Here is a 16200-nt window from a genome sequence, read left to right as displayed (position 1 = left end):
TCTCTTCTCTTCTCTTCTCTTCTGTGAAGCGTTCCGGGAAGGTCCGCGCTCAGAAGGAGCGACGGACCGAGAGGAACCATTCGCGCGGACGACCGACCGAGCCGGTGTTCACGCCGTAGTTCTGCACGTTCTCGCTGACGCCGGTGTAGTAGAACTTGTCGAACAGGTTGGTGATGCCGGTGCTGACCTGCCAGGTCTCGTCGTCCGAGGCGTACGTCAGGCGCAGGTTGAAGAGGCTGCGCGAGCCGATCAGGTTGTCCGGGTTGTTGACCGAGTTGAAGTAGAACGAGGACTGGTAGGTCCAGTCGACGCGCGGGGTGAGCGTGCCGATGCCATCGCCCAGCTCCGCCTTGTACTGCATGCCGGCGCTCAGCTGCCAGCTCGGGTTGAAGGGGGCGACCATGTCCTCTTCGACGAAGGTCGTGGGATCGACACGGGTGTAGTCGAAGTTGAGATAGCCCATCGCGCCATCGATGGTGAGATTGTCGATGGGTTCCGCAAAGAGCTCGGCCTCCAGACCCCAGACATCCGCATCGCCTGCATTGGCCGGCTGCGAGCAGGTCGGGCTTACGCTCTCCGGGCAGAAGTAGCGGTTGATCTGGAGATCCTTGTACCGGTTGAAGAAGAACGTACCGTTGAAGCGGATGCGGTTGTTCCACAGGTCCGACTTGAAGCCCGCCTCGTAGGTGGTCAGCGTCTCGGGATCGAAGGGCACGATCTGGTCAGGCGTGTAGGGGCGCGGGTTGATGCCGCCGCCCTTGTAGCCGGTCGCGATCTGCGCATAGACCATGAGCTCGGGCATGAAGCGGTAGTTGACGCCGAGGCGATAGTCGGTGCGCGTGCCCTTGAAGAGGCCCACTTCCCCATCCAGCCCTGCGACCAGGAAGTTCGTCGTCAGCGGAATGCCCGAGGGCAGGGTGCCATCCGGATTGCGCCGGGTGAACTGGTACGTCTTCTTGTCGTCGGTGTAGCGGATGCCCGCGATCACGTTGAGGTCGGGCGTGAGGTGAAACTCGGAGTGCGCGAAAGCCGAAACGGAGCGGTTCGTGATCGGGTCGTCCTGCACGAAATCGAACATCGCGGTCGGGATGAGTGAACGTCCGGCGATGTTGTCGTCGGCATCGTAGTAATAGCCGCCCACAGTGAAGTCGATGAGCGTGCCGACCTGGCCGGAGAGGCGCAGTTCCTGAGTGAACTGGGCGTGTTCGTAGTCGAACTCCTGGACCAGCACCGAAAGGGGGGAGCCGTCAAGATCGATGCCCGAGGTGCCGCTTGCCTCGCGGTAGGCGGTGATCGACTTGACGGCGAGGAAGTCGTTCAGCTCGAAGTCGACCGTACCGGCCACGCCCCAGCTCTTGGCAGTGCTCTGCGGGCTGGTGTCGAAGGTGCCGGGTGCGACCTGCAGCGGCGTGCCGAAGATCGTCGTGTAATTGCCGCCCGAGGCGTAGTTGGCGTAGCTGGAATAGGACTTCGGCCCGGTCAGGAAGCGGCTGTCGAAAGGTACGCCGCCCATGGGATCGGCTGCGTCGTAGGAGCGGGTGTCGTTGCTGTTTGCATAGATCAGTTTGGTGGCGACCTGCTCGGACTTGTTCATCGCATAGTCGCCGATGAGGTTGATCTCGAGGCTCGATCCGACAGGGGCATAGCGCAGCGCAAGACGTCCACCCTGGACATCGACACCGCCTTCGGTGCCGGTCTGGCAGTCGCCGCCGCCCACTGTCGGGGCAATGCCGGAATCGGGGTTGAGGCAGCCGTAATCGTAGAGCTTGAAAAAGCCATCGGTGTGCTTCGAGACACCTGAAATGCGCGCGTAGAGCCCATCGGCGATGGTGAAGCCCGCGCTCGCGCGCAGGTCGATGCGGCCGTAGCTGCCGGTGGTTGCCTCCACGAAGCCGTCGCTCACCTCGTCGGGCTTGCGGCTGAACAGCTTGATCGAGCCGCCGATCGAGTTCTTGCCCGAGAGCGTCCCCTGCGGCCCGCGCAGGACTTCGACGCGGTCAAGGTCGTTGAGGTCGAGGATCGCGCCGAAGGTGGTGCCGTAATAGACATCGTCGATGTAGATGCCCACGCCCGGTTCGAGCGCGAAGCTGGAATCGTTCTGGCCGATGCCGCGGATGTAGGCCTGGACCGCGCTGCCGTTGAGGCCGGTCGCCTCGGACAGGTTCACGTTGGGCGCGATGGCGGTGAGGTCGGTGACGCTGTCGACGCTCTTGGCGGCCAGTTCGTCGCCGCTCGTCGCGGTGATGGCGATGGGGGTGTCCTGCAGGCGCTGTTCGCGAAACTGCGCGGTCACGATGATCTCGGGGGCGTGAACTTCGCCTGTGTCCTGCGCGCCGTCCTGCGCATGGGCGTTGCCAAGGCCCAGAGTCAGGCCGGTAGCCAGGGCGATCACGGCGCTGGCCGTGCGACGACAGGTGAATGGGGCTCGTGCCATGAAATTTCCTCTCCCTCGACCGCGGGGATCGGGCAGGCGGAATGGAGGACGCTGGCTGTCCTTTCTCATCCCTCGCGGCGGCGCAAAAGCCCTGCCGGGCGTTCCTTGCGGCCACCTTTCTCCCTGCCCCAACGGTCCTTCGTTGGTGACTTCGTCGTTGCGCAAAATGGCAGTCCTGACCCGGGCAGCAACGCCCCTGTCAGCCGGACTACCAGCTTAGGTAAATTAGTAACGATCGTTATTAAAGTGTCAATCGATTTCGTCGTCCGAAAGGAGCCTCCTCTCTCCTTCCGGACGACGTTCCCGCAGCGCGCCTCAGCGCGTGCGCATCAGGCGGCGAGGCCTTGCGCCTTGCGGGCCTTGGCCTTGTCGAGCTGTTCGCGCGAAACCCACCAGCCGTGGACCTGTGCGCGCATGGGCAGGGGCATCGGCACGCGGGCGATGGGCCCCTTGGCCACGGCGTCGGCCTCGACCACCCAGAGCTCGGAATCGAAGCTGTTCTCCCCGGTCTGGCGGTCGACCACCATGAGCAGCCAGCCGTCCTTTTCCGGATCGGAGGAGGGCACATGGACCGGCTCGTTGATGGCCATGCCCGGTTCGAGCGGCATGGCCTCGATGCGCCCGTTGCCCGGCTCGATCTGCACCAGCATGTTGAACGAGACCCCGACCGGGCCGCCGGGGACGGGCGGGCCGCCTTCGGGGTTGATGGTGAGGTACCAGCCCTTGCGGTGCATGCGGCCCTGGCTGGCGTCGGGAATGCGCGGCATGTCGCCCGGAGGGCCGATGACGCGCGATTCAAATTCCTCGCCGGGCTTGGACATATCGAAGGTCCAGCGGGTCATGCCGCCCTGGATGCTCTGCTGCCCGCGTTCGACGCCGCCCGCCTCGCGCATGAAGCCAAAGGCGCAGGTGTCGGACAGGCACACGTCGAGATGGACCAGGTCGCCATCGTCATAGGCGTTGAGGAAATGGAAGGCCGAGACGCCCTTGGGCCCCTTGAACCAGCGCATGTCCTCGACCTTGCCGTAGCGCGGCATGATACCGACCCAGGATTCCAGGTCCTGCTGGTGTGCCCAGTGCGCGCCGCCCGCCTTCAGGCGGTCGAGATCGGCGGTGGTCGGGAAGATCGGGAAGACGGCGTACTTCTCGGTGATCGTGAAGTCGTGGATGGTCGAGCAGTAGGGCTGCTTGAACCACTGCTCCGAGATCAGGTTGCCGTCCTTGTCGGCAATGCCATAGGCCACATCGAGGCTGGCAAGGCCGCCTGCTTCATAGCCGAAGAAGAACATCTCGCCCGTCTCGGGATCGATGCGCGGGTGGGCGGTGAATGTCTCGGACTTGAGCGCACCGTAGTAATCGAAGCGGCCGATGGTCTCGAGCGTCTCGGGATCGACCTCGTAGCCAAGGCCGTCCTCCTTGGTCATCAGCAGGCGTCCGCCGTGCCAGACAGGCGTGGTGTTGGCGACGGTGCGGTCCTTGCCCGCAACGCTGGGATCGTCGGTGTAGGGGTTGCGGTAGCGCCCGAAGAGCGCGGTGCGCGCTTCCTTCTCGAGCAGGTAGCGCTCGGTCTCGACGTACTTGATCGCGTAATCGACGGTGCCGCCGCGAATGTCGAACTTGGCGACCATACCGTCGGCCGAGAGCGCGACCTCGTCCTCGAACATGGGGGCCAGCGCGGGGTCGGGCACGGCGCGGAAGAAGGCGCCGTCGATCTCCTCGGGGATGGTGCCGATGACATCGAGATTACGGGCCGACCACTCGACCCCGATGGGGGTGTTGGTGCCGGTGAAATGAATGGTTTGCGGGAACTGTGTCACAGTGACGTCCTCTCCAGAATGTATCCAGAACCTGTTTTGGGTGGTGTCTCCCCGGGGACCCCGGTTTGTTGTGTCACGCGTTCCATCAGCGGTTCGCGCGCAGGGCCTTGAGTACGTGGTCCGAGCCCTTGTCGCCGACCATGATCGCGGTCGCGTTGGTGTTGCCGGCAGGCAGGCTCGGGAAGATCGAGGCGTCGGCGACCCACAGGCCCTCGACGCCGTGGACGGCAAGATCGGGATCGACCACCGCCATCAGGTCCTCGGCCGCACCCATCTTCGCGGTGCCGACCGGGTGGTAGAGCGGGATCGAGGCAAGCTTGACGTATTCGCGCAGAGCCTCGGGCGCGTCGAGCGCGGCGCCGGGGCGGACCTCGCCGGTAATCTGGGCGGCCATGGGCGTGGCCTCCATGATCCTGCGCGCAATCGCGATGCCCTCGACGATCTGCTCGATATCGTCCTCGCTGCCCAGCTGCTGGTGCGTGATCACCGGCGGCGCCAGCGGATCGGCCGAGCGCAGGGTGATGCGCCCGCGCGCCGAGGGGCGCATGAGGCCGATCAGCGTGGAGACCGCTGCGTCCTTGCGCAGCATGAGGCGGCCCTGCTCGTCGAAATCGAACGCGAAGGCGGCAAAGGAGATCTGCAGGTTGGGCGCAGGCAGGCCCGGGCGTCCGTGGACGAAGGCCTGGGCATGGCCGATCCCGGTGGTGAGGGCACCTGTGCGCAAGGCGGCGAACTTGAGCAGCTGCAGCGCGCCGCGAAGACCTTGCGCATCGGTGTTGAGCGTGGTGCCCGAGACCGTGTTGACGAGGTGCGTGCCGACATGGTCCTGCAGGTTGCGCCCGACGCCGGGCAGATCGCGCACGAGGGGGATGCCCATGTCCTGCAGATGCTCGGCCGGGCCAATCCCTGAGAGCATGAGCAGGCGGGGCGTGTTCATCGAACCGGCGCTCAGCACCACTCCGCGCGTGCTGCGCCAGGTGCGTTCCTCGCGGCCTTGCCGCACGACCACGCCGCAGGCGCGCCCGTCCTCAACGAGGATGCGCAGGACCTGACATTCCAGTTCCACCTTGAGCCGTCCGTCGTAGTCACGTCCCTCGAGGTAGCCGCGCGCGGTCGAGCAGCGCAGGCCGCCGCGCTGCGAGACCTGGACATAGTCGACGCCTTCGGCGCTCTTGCCGTTGAGGTCCTCCGAGCGCGGGATCCCGGCAGCTTCGGCCGCCGCGATCCAGTCGTCGGTGATGGTATAGCGCGAGCGGACCTCGGAAACACCGATGGGGCCGCCCGTCCCGCGCCAGGCGTCGGGGCCGCGCTCGTTGTCCTCCAGGCGGCGGAAGTAGGGGAGCACGCTCTGGTAGTCCCAGCCTGATGCGCCCAGGTCAGCCCAGTGGTCGTAGTCCCACTTGTGCCCGCGGATGAACATCATCCCGTTGAGCGAGCTGCCCCCACCCAGGAGCTTGCCCGCGGGCCACACATCGGCGCGGCCGCCGAGCGAGGGGTCGGGCTCGACCTTGTAGCACCAGTCGTAGTCCGGGTTCTGGACGACCGAGCTGGTAAGGGCGGGAACGCGCGATTTCAGCGTCTTGTCGGAGCGTCCGGCCTCGACGAGGAGCACGCGGGTGCCCCCTTCGGCAAGCCGTCCGGCCATCGCCGCGCCAGCCGAGCCGCCGCCGATGACGATGATGTCAGGGGTATCCATGGCCTGTCTCTCCTTCGTCAGTAGCTGGACAGGATGGTGAGGCTGGGCGCGTCGAGCGGTTTGCCCGCCGCCTTCAGCTTGAGTTCGCGCTCGCGCACCTTGGTCTGCTCGTCGATCAGCCAGGCGTGGATCGCGTGGGCGTCCTCCTTGCTGATGAGATCGTCCCAGCGCGGCATGCCCATCGGCAGGAACGCACCTTCCAGCACGATCTGGTCGAAGGCCTCGTGGATCTCGGGCTGCATGCGGCGCAGGTCCGGCACGCCCGAAATGATCTGGTTCGAGTGGCAGATCGCGCAGTTGCCGAAGAACACCGCCTGGCCGCGCGCGATGGTCGCGGGCGTGACGCCGGGAAGCTGTGCGGGCGGCTCGGGTGCGACTTGCGGAGCGGGCAGGGGATCGGGCTTGGGTACTTCGCCGCCGTCGATCTTGAAGACGAGCAGACGGTTGGCGTTGCCGTACTTGTAGGGCGCGGAATAGCGCGGGACGAAGCCCCAGCCGCCGCCGCCAAAGCCCGCCTGGACTGCGACGTACTGCACGCCGTCGACGCGGTAGGTCATGGGCGCGGCCATGATCGCGGTTCCGGTGTCGATCTCGGTCAGGATGTTGCCTGTCTCGGCGTCGCGGGCGATGAAGCGCCCGTCGATGCTGCCGTGAAAGACGATGCCGGTCTTCGTCGCCATGACACCGGGACGGTCCTGCCAGCCCTCGGTGTCGACCGCCCACTTGGCCTTGCCGGTCATCGGGTCGATGGCGCGGATCTGCGAGGAATAGGGCTTGTCCTTGACCCACTGCCATTCGGGCAGGGCCTTCACCATGTCCTGGAGCGGCGGGGGCAGGGTGGTGATCGACTTGTCGAGATCGGCGGTGAAGAGCAGCGCGGTCTGGATGTTGAGCGCCTTCTTGCGGTGCGGATCGGCCGGGTCGAGCGGAGGCGTGGTGAACATGAGATTGCCCATGTCGAGCACCGAGGCGAAGTAGAGCTCGCGGTCCGGGTCATAGGCGGGCGGGTACCAGTTGCGCGCGCCGGGCGAGGCGGGGAAGATGATCTTCGGCCCCTTCCAGTAGTAGGCGCTTTCGGGCTTTTCCTTGGGACGCCCGGTCTCCATGTCATAACCATCGGCCCAGCTGGTGCGCACGATGGCGTTGATCGCGATGGGCTTTCCGGTCTCGCGGTCGAGCACGAACATGTAGCCGTTCTTGGGCGCGTGGATGAGCACGGGGCGCATCTCACCCTCGACCTCCATGTCGGCAAAGACGATGGGCTGGGTCGAGGTGAAGTCCCAGGCATCGCCCGGCGTTTCCTGGTAATGCCACTTCACGCGGCCCGTCCTGGCATCGAGCGCGACGAGCGAGGCGACGAAGAGATTGTCGCCCCCGCCCGGCGAGCGGCGCTCCAGGTTGTAGGGGCCTGCATTGCCGACACCGATGATGACCGTGCCGAAGCGCTCGTCGTAATTGATCGCGTCCCACACGGTGCCGCCGCCGCCGATGTCCCAGCGGCTTTCGGGCGACCAGGTCTTGACCGCCTCTTCCAGCTCCGGGTTTTCCTGAGGGCCTTGCGCGGGATCGTGAGGCACGGTGTAGAAACGCCAGGCCTGTTCGCCGCTGGCAACATCGTAGGCGGTCACATAGCCACGCGCGTCGTATTCCGCGCCCGCGTTGCCGATGAGGACGAGGTTTCCGGCCACTTCGGGCGCGCCGGTGATGGTGTAGCCGCGCGAATGATCGGTGATCGTGTCGGCCTTCCAGGCGACCTTGCCGGTCTTCGCGTCGAGCGCGTAGAGCCAGCCATCGAGCGCGGCGACCATGACCTTGCCGTTCGCGACGGCAACGCCGCGGTTGCCCTGGTCGCAGCACGCGCCGCGGTTGGCCTGCATGTCGACCTCGGGCTCGAAGGTCCACAGCTCCTCGCCGGTCGCGGCGTTGAGCGCGTAGGTCCGCCCCAGATTACCCGAGGTGTACATCACCCCGTCGAGGACGACCGGGGTCGCCTCCTGCACGCGCGAGGTGCCCAGATCATAGCTCCAGGCAAGCCCCAGACGCCCGACATTACCAGGGTTGATGTCGGTGAGGCCCGAGAAATGCGCGGCGTTCGCGCCGCCCTTGGGGGTTGTCCAGTCATCGCCCATCGCGGTGCTGTCGGACGATCCCGTCGACCCGGAGCAGGCGCTCAGCAGCAGGGCTGCGGCGGCGGTCAGGCTTGCGGAAAAGACCTTCATTTCGGCCAGCTTTCGCAGTGCTGGAGCATGACTTCGCGCAAAGGTCGCGGGGGCTTCCCGGTCAACTTCTCGACGTGGTCGGTGGCAAGGTCGAAGTAGCCCTCGCGGATTGACTGGCCGAAAGTGACCATATCGTCGCTCGACCAGGGGATCGGCCCGTCGGGCACGATGTCCGAGGCGTGGCGCGGCACGCCCAGCGAATCGAAGTAGGCGAACATGGCCGCGTCATCGACATGTTCCACCTCGATCGGCTTGCCCGCGATCTCGCTCGCCATCGCAAGCGCTTCGGGGATCGAGATGAGCTCGGGGCCGGTGAGGGTGTAGGCGGTGTTCGCGTGCCCGTCCTGGGTGAGGACGCCAACCGCCGAGGCCACGCAGTCGTCGCGGCTGACGAAGGCGACCTTGCCGTGGGCGCAGTTGTCGGGCTTGTGCCCGGTCATCAGTGCGGGGATGACCATGGCGGTCGCGATGGCCTCGGAATACTGGCTGTCGCGAAGGTGCGTCCAGGCCGCGCCCGAGGCTTCGATGATTTCCTCGGTGGCGCGGTGGTCGAGCTTGACGATGGCCGGGTTGTCGGGCGCATCGGCCGCGATGAGCGAGGTGTAGACGATATGGTTCACGCCTGCGGCCACGGCGGCCTCGACCGCATTTCGGTGCTGGCCGACGCGGGTGCCCACGCGCGCGGTGCTGATAAGCAGCATGCGCTCCCCGCCCTCCATCGCGGCGGGCAGGCTTGCGGGATCGTCGAAGTCGGCTGCGCGTACGTGCGCGCCAGCCTCGGAAAAGTGCTTCAACTTGTCCGGGGTCCGTGTCAGGAACACGAGGTCGTCCGCGGCGCATTTCTCCAGAAGAAGCTGCGCTGCGCTGTGGCCGAAGGCGCCCGATGCGCCGGTGACAATGATCTTGCCCAAGGGTCCTCTCTCTTCCCGATTTCGCTCCGAGTCAGCCCGGAGTTCTTGTGGAAGAAAGTAACGAGTGTTACGGTTGCGTCAAGGCACCTCGTACCGGCCCGCAAATGCGATGCGGGCGGCGAGGGCGAACATGGGAGAGATATACCTTGCCGAAATTGCCGATCGAAGACCGTCTTGCGCTGCAGGATCTGATTGCGGACTACAGCTGGGCGCTGGACACGGGCGACGTGGAGGCGCTGGTCGCCTGCTTCACGCCCGATGCGCGCATGGTCGAGGAAGTGTTCGAGGATCCGGATATCTGGGAAGGCCACGAGGGCATTCGCGGTATTGCCGAACATTACCGCAACGCGCCGGGCTTTCCGGGACGCCAGCATCACGTCACGCAGACCCAGTTTCGCCCGCAGGACGATGGCAGCGTCAAGATGCGCAGCTTTGCCTTCGTGACCGAGTGCGAGGACGAGCCGCCCTACCTCCTGCGCTTCACCGGCTGGTACGACGATCACGCGGTGCGCTGCGAGGACGGGAGCTGGCGCTTCCACCGCCGCACCGTACGCCTCTGGGACGGTGAAGTTCTCAGCAAGTTCCCTGGACGTGGGCAGTGGGTGCCGCGCAAGCGACCGGAATCGCTCATCATTCGTAAGTAACGTAGAAGAAGAGGCTTCAAGGGGCCATCGCCCCTTGGACCCCAGAATCGGCGACCTCAGCTTGTTCCGCCCGCGTGGCGCGCAAGACGTGAGGTCGCCCGTTCGGGGAGCCCGAGGGCGATGGCCCTCGGAACTCTTCCTACTCTATGCGAGAAAAAAGCCCCTCCGGAACGGCCATTCCGGAGGGGCTTTTTCTGGGTATGTTCAAGATCACCCCTTGCGGCGCAGCACCCAGCTGAAGCTGGTTGGTGCGTCCGCTCCCTGTATCTCCGGAACGTCCGTCAGCGGCGCCGCCCCCAGAGCCAGTTCGGCAAAAGCGCGCGGCCAGTTGGGGCCACTCGCGCGGGCGAGGGCGGCAAAGGCTTCGGCGCCGCTACGGCAGCGGCTCTCATGGATACATCCGGCGCGCTGAGCGATCTGGACGAGTTCCTCGTAACCGGCCTCGCGCGCGACCTCGCTGAAGAGCAGGCGGTCGCTGACCCGGCTAACTCCGAACACGACCTGCGGACGGCGCGCAAAGAGCGCCTGGGCCTGGCGCACGGGGTCTCCGGCGAGGGCCTGCGAGGTCTGGCCAAGCTCGGCGGCGCGGGCGGCAAAGCGCCGCGCGTCGGGAAGCGTCGCGTCATGCAGGAGGGCGGTGGGCGCCGTGGCTGCGCTTGCTCCGGAGGCGAGAAGCGTGGAGCCAAGGGCTGCGAGCGGCACGCCCGCGGCGGTGAGGGCGAGCAGTTCGCGCCGGGCCAGCGTTGTCATCGGGCGTCCCCTCCCAGCGTGCCGCCCATGTCCTTGGGCGTCTTGCTCGCAAGGTAGTCGGCGATCTGCTGCATATCGGCATCGCTTACTTCGCCGCGTGGGATTGCGGGCATGTTGCCGATGCCCATGCGTGCGGCCTGGATGACGTAGTCCGCGGGAAGGTCCTCGCGCTCTTCAAGCAGGGCGACGTCCATGCGGCGCGCGAGGAGGCCGGTGCCCATGCCGTTGGGGCCGTGGCACATCACGCACTTCTCGATGAAGAGCTTTTCTCCGGGGCCCGCGCCGGGGCGCGAGGAGAGCGTAATGGGGGCGGGCATTGGCGGCGGGCCGCCCTGTGGTGCATCCTTGGCATCCTGGGCCGGGGCGCCGGAGCCACATGCCGCGACGGCGATGAGAACGGCGGTGCAGGCACCGGTCAACGCCGACTTGGAAAGCGTGCTCATGCGGATGTTCCTCCCTTGGCGCCGGGCCAGATGCCGCTCTTGCCGGGCGCGATGACGCCAGCCGGATCAAGCGCATTCTTCACGCGCTCGTTGAGCTTGAGCAGGGCGTTGTCGTTGAAATCGTACGTCGAGGCGACGAGGTCCATGTAGTCGAGATGGGTGCGGTACTCGCCATAGCCTTGCGCCTTCGCGTCGGCGACGAGTTGGCGCAGGAAGGGATCGACCCGGCCCATCATCGCCGGGTCGTCCTTGTCGAGAAGGACCGCGTTGACGTTGATGAGATGGCGCTCGCCGAAGGCGAAGCTGGCCTGGTAGTCCATGCCGTATTCGCGGTAGCGGTCATAGGTCCGCTTGAACTGCGCCATGGCGGCCGTGCCCGACTGGGGCAGTACCGGTGAGAAGCCGATGTGTCCGCCGCGCCCGCCGTGCCAGTTGGCGTTCTGCATCGGGAAGCTGATCGGTGTGCCGGTCCAGCCCGAATTTTCGAGTGGCTCGCCGCGCTTCCACTGCGCGGGGCGCATGGAGAGCGGCTTCAGGTCGTTCATGGCCTTTTCCAGGATCGGATAGGCGGCCTTGTTCACCTCCTCGCGGCCATAGAGGCGCAGGCTCACGCCCCACCAGCCCACGCGATACTTCTTGCGGATTGCCGAGATCACCTCGTCGCTCAGCGCGCCGGGCTGGTCTGTCCATTCCGAGCGCGTGGTGAGGACGGCGGCCGCGCGCAGCCAGTTGCCGATGGTGGGCGATTGCTGGAGCAGGCCCTCACGGCGCAAGGGGGCGAGCGTGTCGATGAGGGGCCCCAGGTCCTCGGGATTGTCGAACTCGACATCCATGCCCATCAACGATTCGGGCTCAGGCATGAGCCAGAGGCCCATCTTGGTGACGACCCCGAAGTTCGACTGCACGAAGAGCTGGTCCCAGGCCGGGCCGAAGCCGTAGCGGTAGAGCTGCCAGGTAGGCGAGCCTTCGAGCGCGCCCATGCCGGTGCGCACCAGCGAACCGTCCGCCAACGCCACTTCCATCCCGCAGATCTTGCTCGTGTTCTCGCCGTAGGGGGTATAGCCCACGCCCCGGTCGAGGGCGTTGCCGACGACCGAACCCCAGGAGTTTCCGGGTGTCGACAGCCAGTGCTTCATCCCCCGCGCCTTGAGGAAGTCGTAGAGATCGTAGAAGCCCACACCAGGCTCGAGAAGGACGGTGCCGTTCTCCTCGTCGTACTCGATCTTTTTCATGCGGGAGAGATCGAGGATGACCGAGTCGGCGAGGACCGGCGCGCTGCCGCCGTAGCCCAGGTTCTTGCCACGGCTGATCGGCCAGAGCGGGATTCCGACCTCCGAGGCGATGCGCAGGGCCGCCTGGACTTCCTCAGCGCTCCCCGGCGCGATGGCGCCCGATGGGTGGTGGAGCGTGTCGTCCACCGCGAACTTGTCGTTGTAGGCGGCCGCGTCCTCTTCCCCGAAAAAGACATTGTCGGCGCCCAGCGCCGCCTGGAAGGCGGCCCGCGCCTGCCGGATGCGGGCCGGGTCGGGCCCCTGCGCACGTTTCGAAACCATCGCTCTCCACCTTGTCGCAAGCCAGGTCCTGCGCCTGCTAGGCGCACGGGGTGGCTGCCACCTTATTAGTAACGTTCGTTACTTTGCAGGAGGCGCGTGCGCCTGTCAACGCGGCGCGAGTGGAAGGAGGCTCAGTCGCCTGGTGGCAGGCTGTGGATGCGGGTGAGCAGACCGATCAGCGTCGCCACTTCGGCGTCGCTGAAGCGCTCCTTGAGCCAGGTCTCATGCGCGAGAATGGATGTGCGCGCCTCCTCGAGCACGCGCTTGCCCTCGGGCTGGAGGTGGAGCGAACTCTTGCGGCGGTCGAGCGGGGAGGGCTCGCGGCGCAGGAGATCGCGCGCGGCCAGGCGATTGATGATCTCGGTCGTGGTCGCCCGGTCCATCTGGAGTTGCTGGCCCAGATCCGCCTGGAACAGGCCGGGCTGTTCGGCCACGGTCCAGAGCACCGAGACCTGCTTCTGGGTCAGGCCCAGGTCGGTGAAGGTCTCGGTGAAATGGCGATAGACCGCGCCGTGGGCCAACCGGATGTGAAAGCCCAGGATCGAGTCGAGATCGCCGCGTCCTTCCGCTGGTGCGGAGGCGTCGGGAGTGTCGGATTTTGGTTCGTTCGTGCCCACGCGCTCATGCTTAGCCCGTCGCACAGATCGCGCAAGTCATCGCATGAAAACAAAAAATATAGCTCTATATCAGTACTTTGATAGATATTAGTTCGTTCCACGAACCTTTTCTCTTGTGCGGGTTCAGGGTGCGCGATACTCTCTCCCGGCACGCAGCGAGGCTGTGGCTGAATTTTTTGGAGAGGTGAGATGGCTGACAATCTCGAGCAGGTCCTGCAGGGGGCCGGCAATATCGTTGAGATGCTGCGCAATTCGCAGCTTGGCGCCTACGTATATCCCGTTGTCGCGCCCGAATTTTCCAACTGGCGTTCGGAGCAGTGGGCCTGGCAGCACAGCGCCGTCCTGTTCGACCAGTCGCACCACATGGTCAATCTCTACATCCGCGGCAAGGACGCCCTCAAGCTCCTGACCGACACGATGATCAATAGCCCCAAGGGCTGGACCGTGAACAAGGCCAAGCAGTACGTCCCGACCACGCCCTACGGCCATGTCATCGGTGACGGCATCATCTTCTGGGAAGAAGAGGAAAGCTTCACCTACGTTGGCCGCGCGCCCGCGTCGAACTGGCTGCGCTATCAGGCCGAGACCGGCGGCTACGATTGCGAGATCGAGCTTGACGACCGCTCGCCGATGCGCCCGATGGGCAAGCCGGTGCAGCGCAAGGAATGGCGCTTCCAGATCCAGGGTCCCAAGGCCTGGGACGTGATCGAGAAGCTGCACGGCGGCCCGCTCGAGAAGCTCAAGTTCTTCAACATGAGCACCATGAACATTGCCGGCAAGACCGTGCGCACGCTGCGCCACGGCATGTCGGGCGCACCGGGTCTTGAAATCTGGGGCCCCTATGAAGAGCAGGAAGAAATCCGCGCGGCCATTCTGGAAGCGGGCAAGGAATTCGGCCTGATCCCCTGCGGTAGCCGCGCGTACCCCTCGAACACGCTGGAATCGGGCTGGATCCCCTCGCCGCTGCCCGCCATCTACACCGGCGAGAAGCTCAAGGGCTTCCGCGAGTGGCTCGGCGCGAACAGTTACGAGGCGACGGGTTCGATCGGCGGTTCGTTCGTGTCGGACGACATCGAGGACTACTACCTGAACCCGTGGGAACTGGGCTACGGCAACTTCGTGAAGTTCGACCACGACTTCATCGGCCGTGAAGCGCTTGAAGCTCTCGACCCGGCCAAGCAGCGCAAGAAGGTGACGCTGGCCTGGCATCCGGAAGACATGGCCAAGATCATGGCCTCGATGTTCGATCCGGACGGCGAAGCCTACAAGTTCTTCGACGTGCCGCTCGCGAACTACGCCTCGTCCAACTACGACGCGGTGCGCGACGCTTCGGGCAAGACCATCGGCTACTCGATGTTCACCGGCTTCTCCTACAACGAGAAGCAGGCGCTGAGCCTGGCGACTGTCGACCCCGAAACGCAGATCGGTGACGAAGTCACCGTGCTGTGGGGCGAAGAGAACGGCGGCACCAAGAAGTCGACCGTCGAGCCGCACAAGCAGCTTGCCGTGCGCGCGATCGTCTCGCCAGTGCCCTACTCGCGTGTTGCGCGTGAAAGCTACCAGGAAGGCTGGCGCACCGTGAAGGCCGACGCCTGATCCTTTCGCTCTCCCGATGAAGAAGGGCCGTCCGGATTTCGATCCGGGCGGCCTTTTCTTTTGTGCGCAGCAGGAGGGGCGCTGGGACTATGCGTCGCGTGCTTCGCGCAGGATCTCGAAGGCTTCCTTGATGACATAGACACCGATGGCGAGGCCAACCGCAAGGTCGAAGGCGATGATGCCGGTAGCCCAGACCAGGGCGCCCGAGACAAGGACGGCGGCGTTGGCGATGACATCGGCGCGGGTGAAGATCCAGGCGGCGCGCATGTGGACTTCGGCGCTGCGCTGGCGCGCGAGCAGGCGCAGGACATAAGCGTTGACCGCCAGGGCGAGGAGGCCGACCGCCATCATCCACAGGCCGCCGGGCTCCGCGCCCGCAAAGGCCCGGCGCACGGTTTCGAGCACCACGCCCACGCCGACGAGAAAGAGGAGGGCGCCGCTCCACGTTGCCGCGCCCTTCTTGAAGCGGGCGCTGCGGGTGAGGGCGAGGAGCGCGACGGCATAGACCGAGGCGTCGGTGGCCATGTCGAGGCCGTCGGCGAGCAGGCTCGCCGAATCGGCGTGGATACCTGCGGCGGTCTCGACCACGAACATGACCGCGTTGAGCCCCAGCGCCACGACGAGGGCGCGGCGCTGGGAGGTGGTTTCGAGGCCCGTCGGGCGGCATCCGCAATCGCTCATCCAAGCAGGGTAGCGTGGGGGGCGCGCGCAGCCAAGTTCAGGCCCAGTAGGCGATGAAGCGCAGTTCCACCGAGCTGCGCGGCGGCGTGCCGGGCGGGGCGAGCGGGTTGTCGAAGGCGACATGGGGCACGCAAGTTGCCGCGTCGGCATCGCTGTCGAAGGTCTTGAAAAGAAGCGCTTCGCCCGGCTGCATGTCGGGGAACCAGACCCATTCGTGGCGGGGCGCGTGGGCAAGAACGAAGCTTTCCATGGTCCACAGATCCTCGCCGTCCCGGTCGAATACGGCGTCGGCCAGGATCAGGTCCTCGCGCGCGAACGAGCGGGCATCGCACAGCGCCAGCGGCACGTCCTGTGGCGGCGGCGAGGTGACGCACCACAGGTTGTAGTGCGCACTGCGGCGGTAGTGGTCCAGACTGTCGGGGCGGGAGCGCTCGGAGAAGGCGAGGGCGGTGGTGTCCGAGACGTCAACGTGGGCAAAGCGGGCGGGCCGTGAGTTGTCGAGCTGGCCCGAAAGGTCCGAGCGCTCGCCGAAGCGGTGGACCGGAGGGGCGGTCGCCACCACGCGGTCGGCGCCGCACAGATCGCGGATCAGCGCACAGGCGGCGTCGGTTGCTGGCTCGAGATGGCCACTGGTGCCGGGTGACATAACAACCGAGACAATTTGGTACCCATTGCAATCCAGCGTGGATTCGCGGGTGCGACCATCGTGTATTGGCATGGATTCGGGGGCGATGCGAACGGTGTCGCGGGTGTGGTCGTTGGCCCGGTAGAGCATGCGCTCTGCGTCCCGGGCGGCATAGTTGATGGTGCCTACAAGTCTATCCATCCCTCTCAAGTCC

At 65.7% G+C, this 16200-nt stretch carries 13 protein-coding genes; 2 read left to right on the top strand and 11 right to left on the bottom strand.

Annotated elements, in window-relative coordinates; genetic code table 11:
• Positions 1–49: 49 nt before the first annotated feature.
• The 5 genes from MTR65_RS10060 to MTR65_RS10040 form a co-directional block, all read right to left on the bottom strand.
• Complete coding sequence (locus MTR65_RS10060) at positions 50–2434, bottom strand: TonB-dependent receptor (protein ID WP_243799712.1); 2385 nt, start codon at positions 2432–2434, stop codon at positions 50–52.
• A 329-nt stretch (positions 2435–2763) separates the two neighbouring features.
• Complete coding sequence (locus MTR65_RS10055) at positions 2764–4251, bottom strand: lignostilbene-alpha,beta-dioxygenase NOV2 (RefSeq protein WP_243799710.1); 1488 nt, start codon at positions 4249–4251, stop codon at positions 2764–2766.
• Between the two features lie 85 nt (positions 4252–4336).
• Entirely contained in the window at positions 4337–5947 is a 1611-nt protein-coding gene (locus MTR65_RS10050; RefSeq protein WP_243799708.1) for a GMC family oxidoreductase, read from the bottom strand.
• Positions 5948–5964: 17 nt separating this feature from the next.
• The gene (locus MTR65_RS10045; RefSeq protein WP_243799706.1) at positions 5965–8166 is read right to left on the bottom strand and encodes a PQQ-dependent dehydrogenase, methanol/ethanol family; all 2202 of its coding nucleotides are present in this window, start codon (positions 8164–8166) and stop codon (positions 5965–5967) included.
• The gene (locus MTR65_RS10040) at positions 8163–9077 is read right to left on the bottom strand and encodes an NAD(P)H-binding protein (RefSeq protein WP_243799704.1); all 915 of its coding nucleotides are present in this window, start codon (positions 9075–9077) and stop codon (positions 8163–8165) included. Before MTR65_RS10040 ends, MTR65_RS10045 begins: the two co-directional genes overlap by 4 nt.
• A gap of 146 nt (positions 9078–9223) precedes the next feature.
• Here MTR65_RS10040 and MTR65_RS10035 point away from each other — a divergent pair, with 146 nt between their 5' ends.
• A complete protein-coding gene (locus MTR65_RS10035; protein ID WP_243799702.1) occupies positions 9224–9721 on the top strand; it encodes a nuclear transport factor 2 family protein in 498 nt (165 codons plus the stop codon).
• A gap of 210 nt (positions 9722–9931) precedes the next feature.
• On the opposite strand, the gene MTR65_RS10030 is transcribed toward MTR65_RS10035, so the two are convergent.
• From MTR65_RS10030 to MTR65_RS10015, 4 genes are all read right to left on the bottom strand, one after another.
• Positions 9932–10471 (bottom strand): hypothetical protein, encoded by a 540-nt coding sequence (locus MTR65_RS10030; RefSeq protein ID WP_243799700.1) that lies wholly within the window; start codon positions 10469–10471, stop codon positions 9932–9934.
• A complete protein-coding gene (locus tag MTR65_RS10025; protein WP_243799698.1) occupies positions 10468–10914 on the bottom strand; it encodes a c-type cytochrome in 447 nt (148 codons plus the stop codon). Before MTR65_RS10025 ends, MTR65_RS10030 begins: the two co-directional genes overlap by 4 nt.
• Positions 10911–12467, bottom strand: a complete 1557-nt coding sequence (locus MTR65_RS10020; RefSeq protein WP_243799696.1) for an FAD-binding oxidoreductase — start codon at positions 12465–12467, stop codon at positions 10911–10913. The genes MTR65_RS10025 and MTR65_RS10020 overlap by 4 nt, the downstream gene beginning before the upstream one ends.
• 131 nt (positions 12468–12598) lie before the next feature.
• Positions 12599–13084 carry a Saro_0803 family transcriptional regulator gene (locus tag MTR65_RS10015; RefSeq protein ID WP_243799694.1) on the bottom strand — a complete coding sequence of 162 codons (486 nt, stop codon included), beginning with the start codon at positions 13082–13084 and terminating at the stop codon, positions 12599–12601.
• 189 nt (positions 13085–13273) lie between these two features.
• Between MTR65_RS10015 and ligM the strand changes: the two genes are divergently transcribed.
• The gene (gene ligM / locus MTR65_RS10010; RefSeq protein WP_243799692.1) at positions 13274–14680 is read left to right on the top strand and encodes a vanillate/3-O-methylgallate O-demethylase; all 1407 of its coding nucleotides are present in this window, start codon (positions 13274–13276) and stop codon (positions 14678–14680) included.
• 87 nt (positions 14681–14767) lie between these two features.
• On the opposite strand, the gene MTR65_RS10005 is transcribed toward ligM, so the two are convergent.
• Both MTR65_RS10005 and MTR65_RS10000 read right to left on the bottom strand, forming a co-directional pair.
• Positions 14768–15361: a cation diffusion facilitator family transporter gene (locus MTR65_RS10005; protein ID WP_243799690.1), complete on the bottom strand. Its 594-nt coding sequence runs from the start codon at positions 15359–15361 to the stop codon at positions 14768–14770.
• 37 nt (positions 15362–15398) lie between these two features.
• On the bottom strand, positions 15399–16187 hold the full coding sequence (locus MTR65_RS10000) for a CmcJ/NvfI family oxidoreductase (RefSeq protein ID WP_243799688.1): 789 nt from the start codon (positions 16185–16187) through the stop codon (positions 15399–15401).
• Positions 16188–16200 lie beyond the last annotated feature (13 nt).

Origin of the sequence: Novosphingobium mangrovi, assembly GCF_022818885.1 — a bacterium.
Taxonomy (GTDB): Bacteria; Pseudomonadota; Alphaproteobacteria; order Sphingomonadales; family Sphingomonadaceae; genus Novosphingobium; species Novosphingobium mangrovi.
The sequence above is the reverse complement of the archived record's forward strand: the minus strand, read 5'-3'. Positions and strand labels throughout refer to the sequence as shown.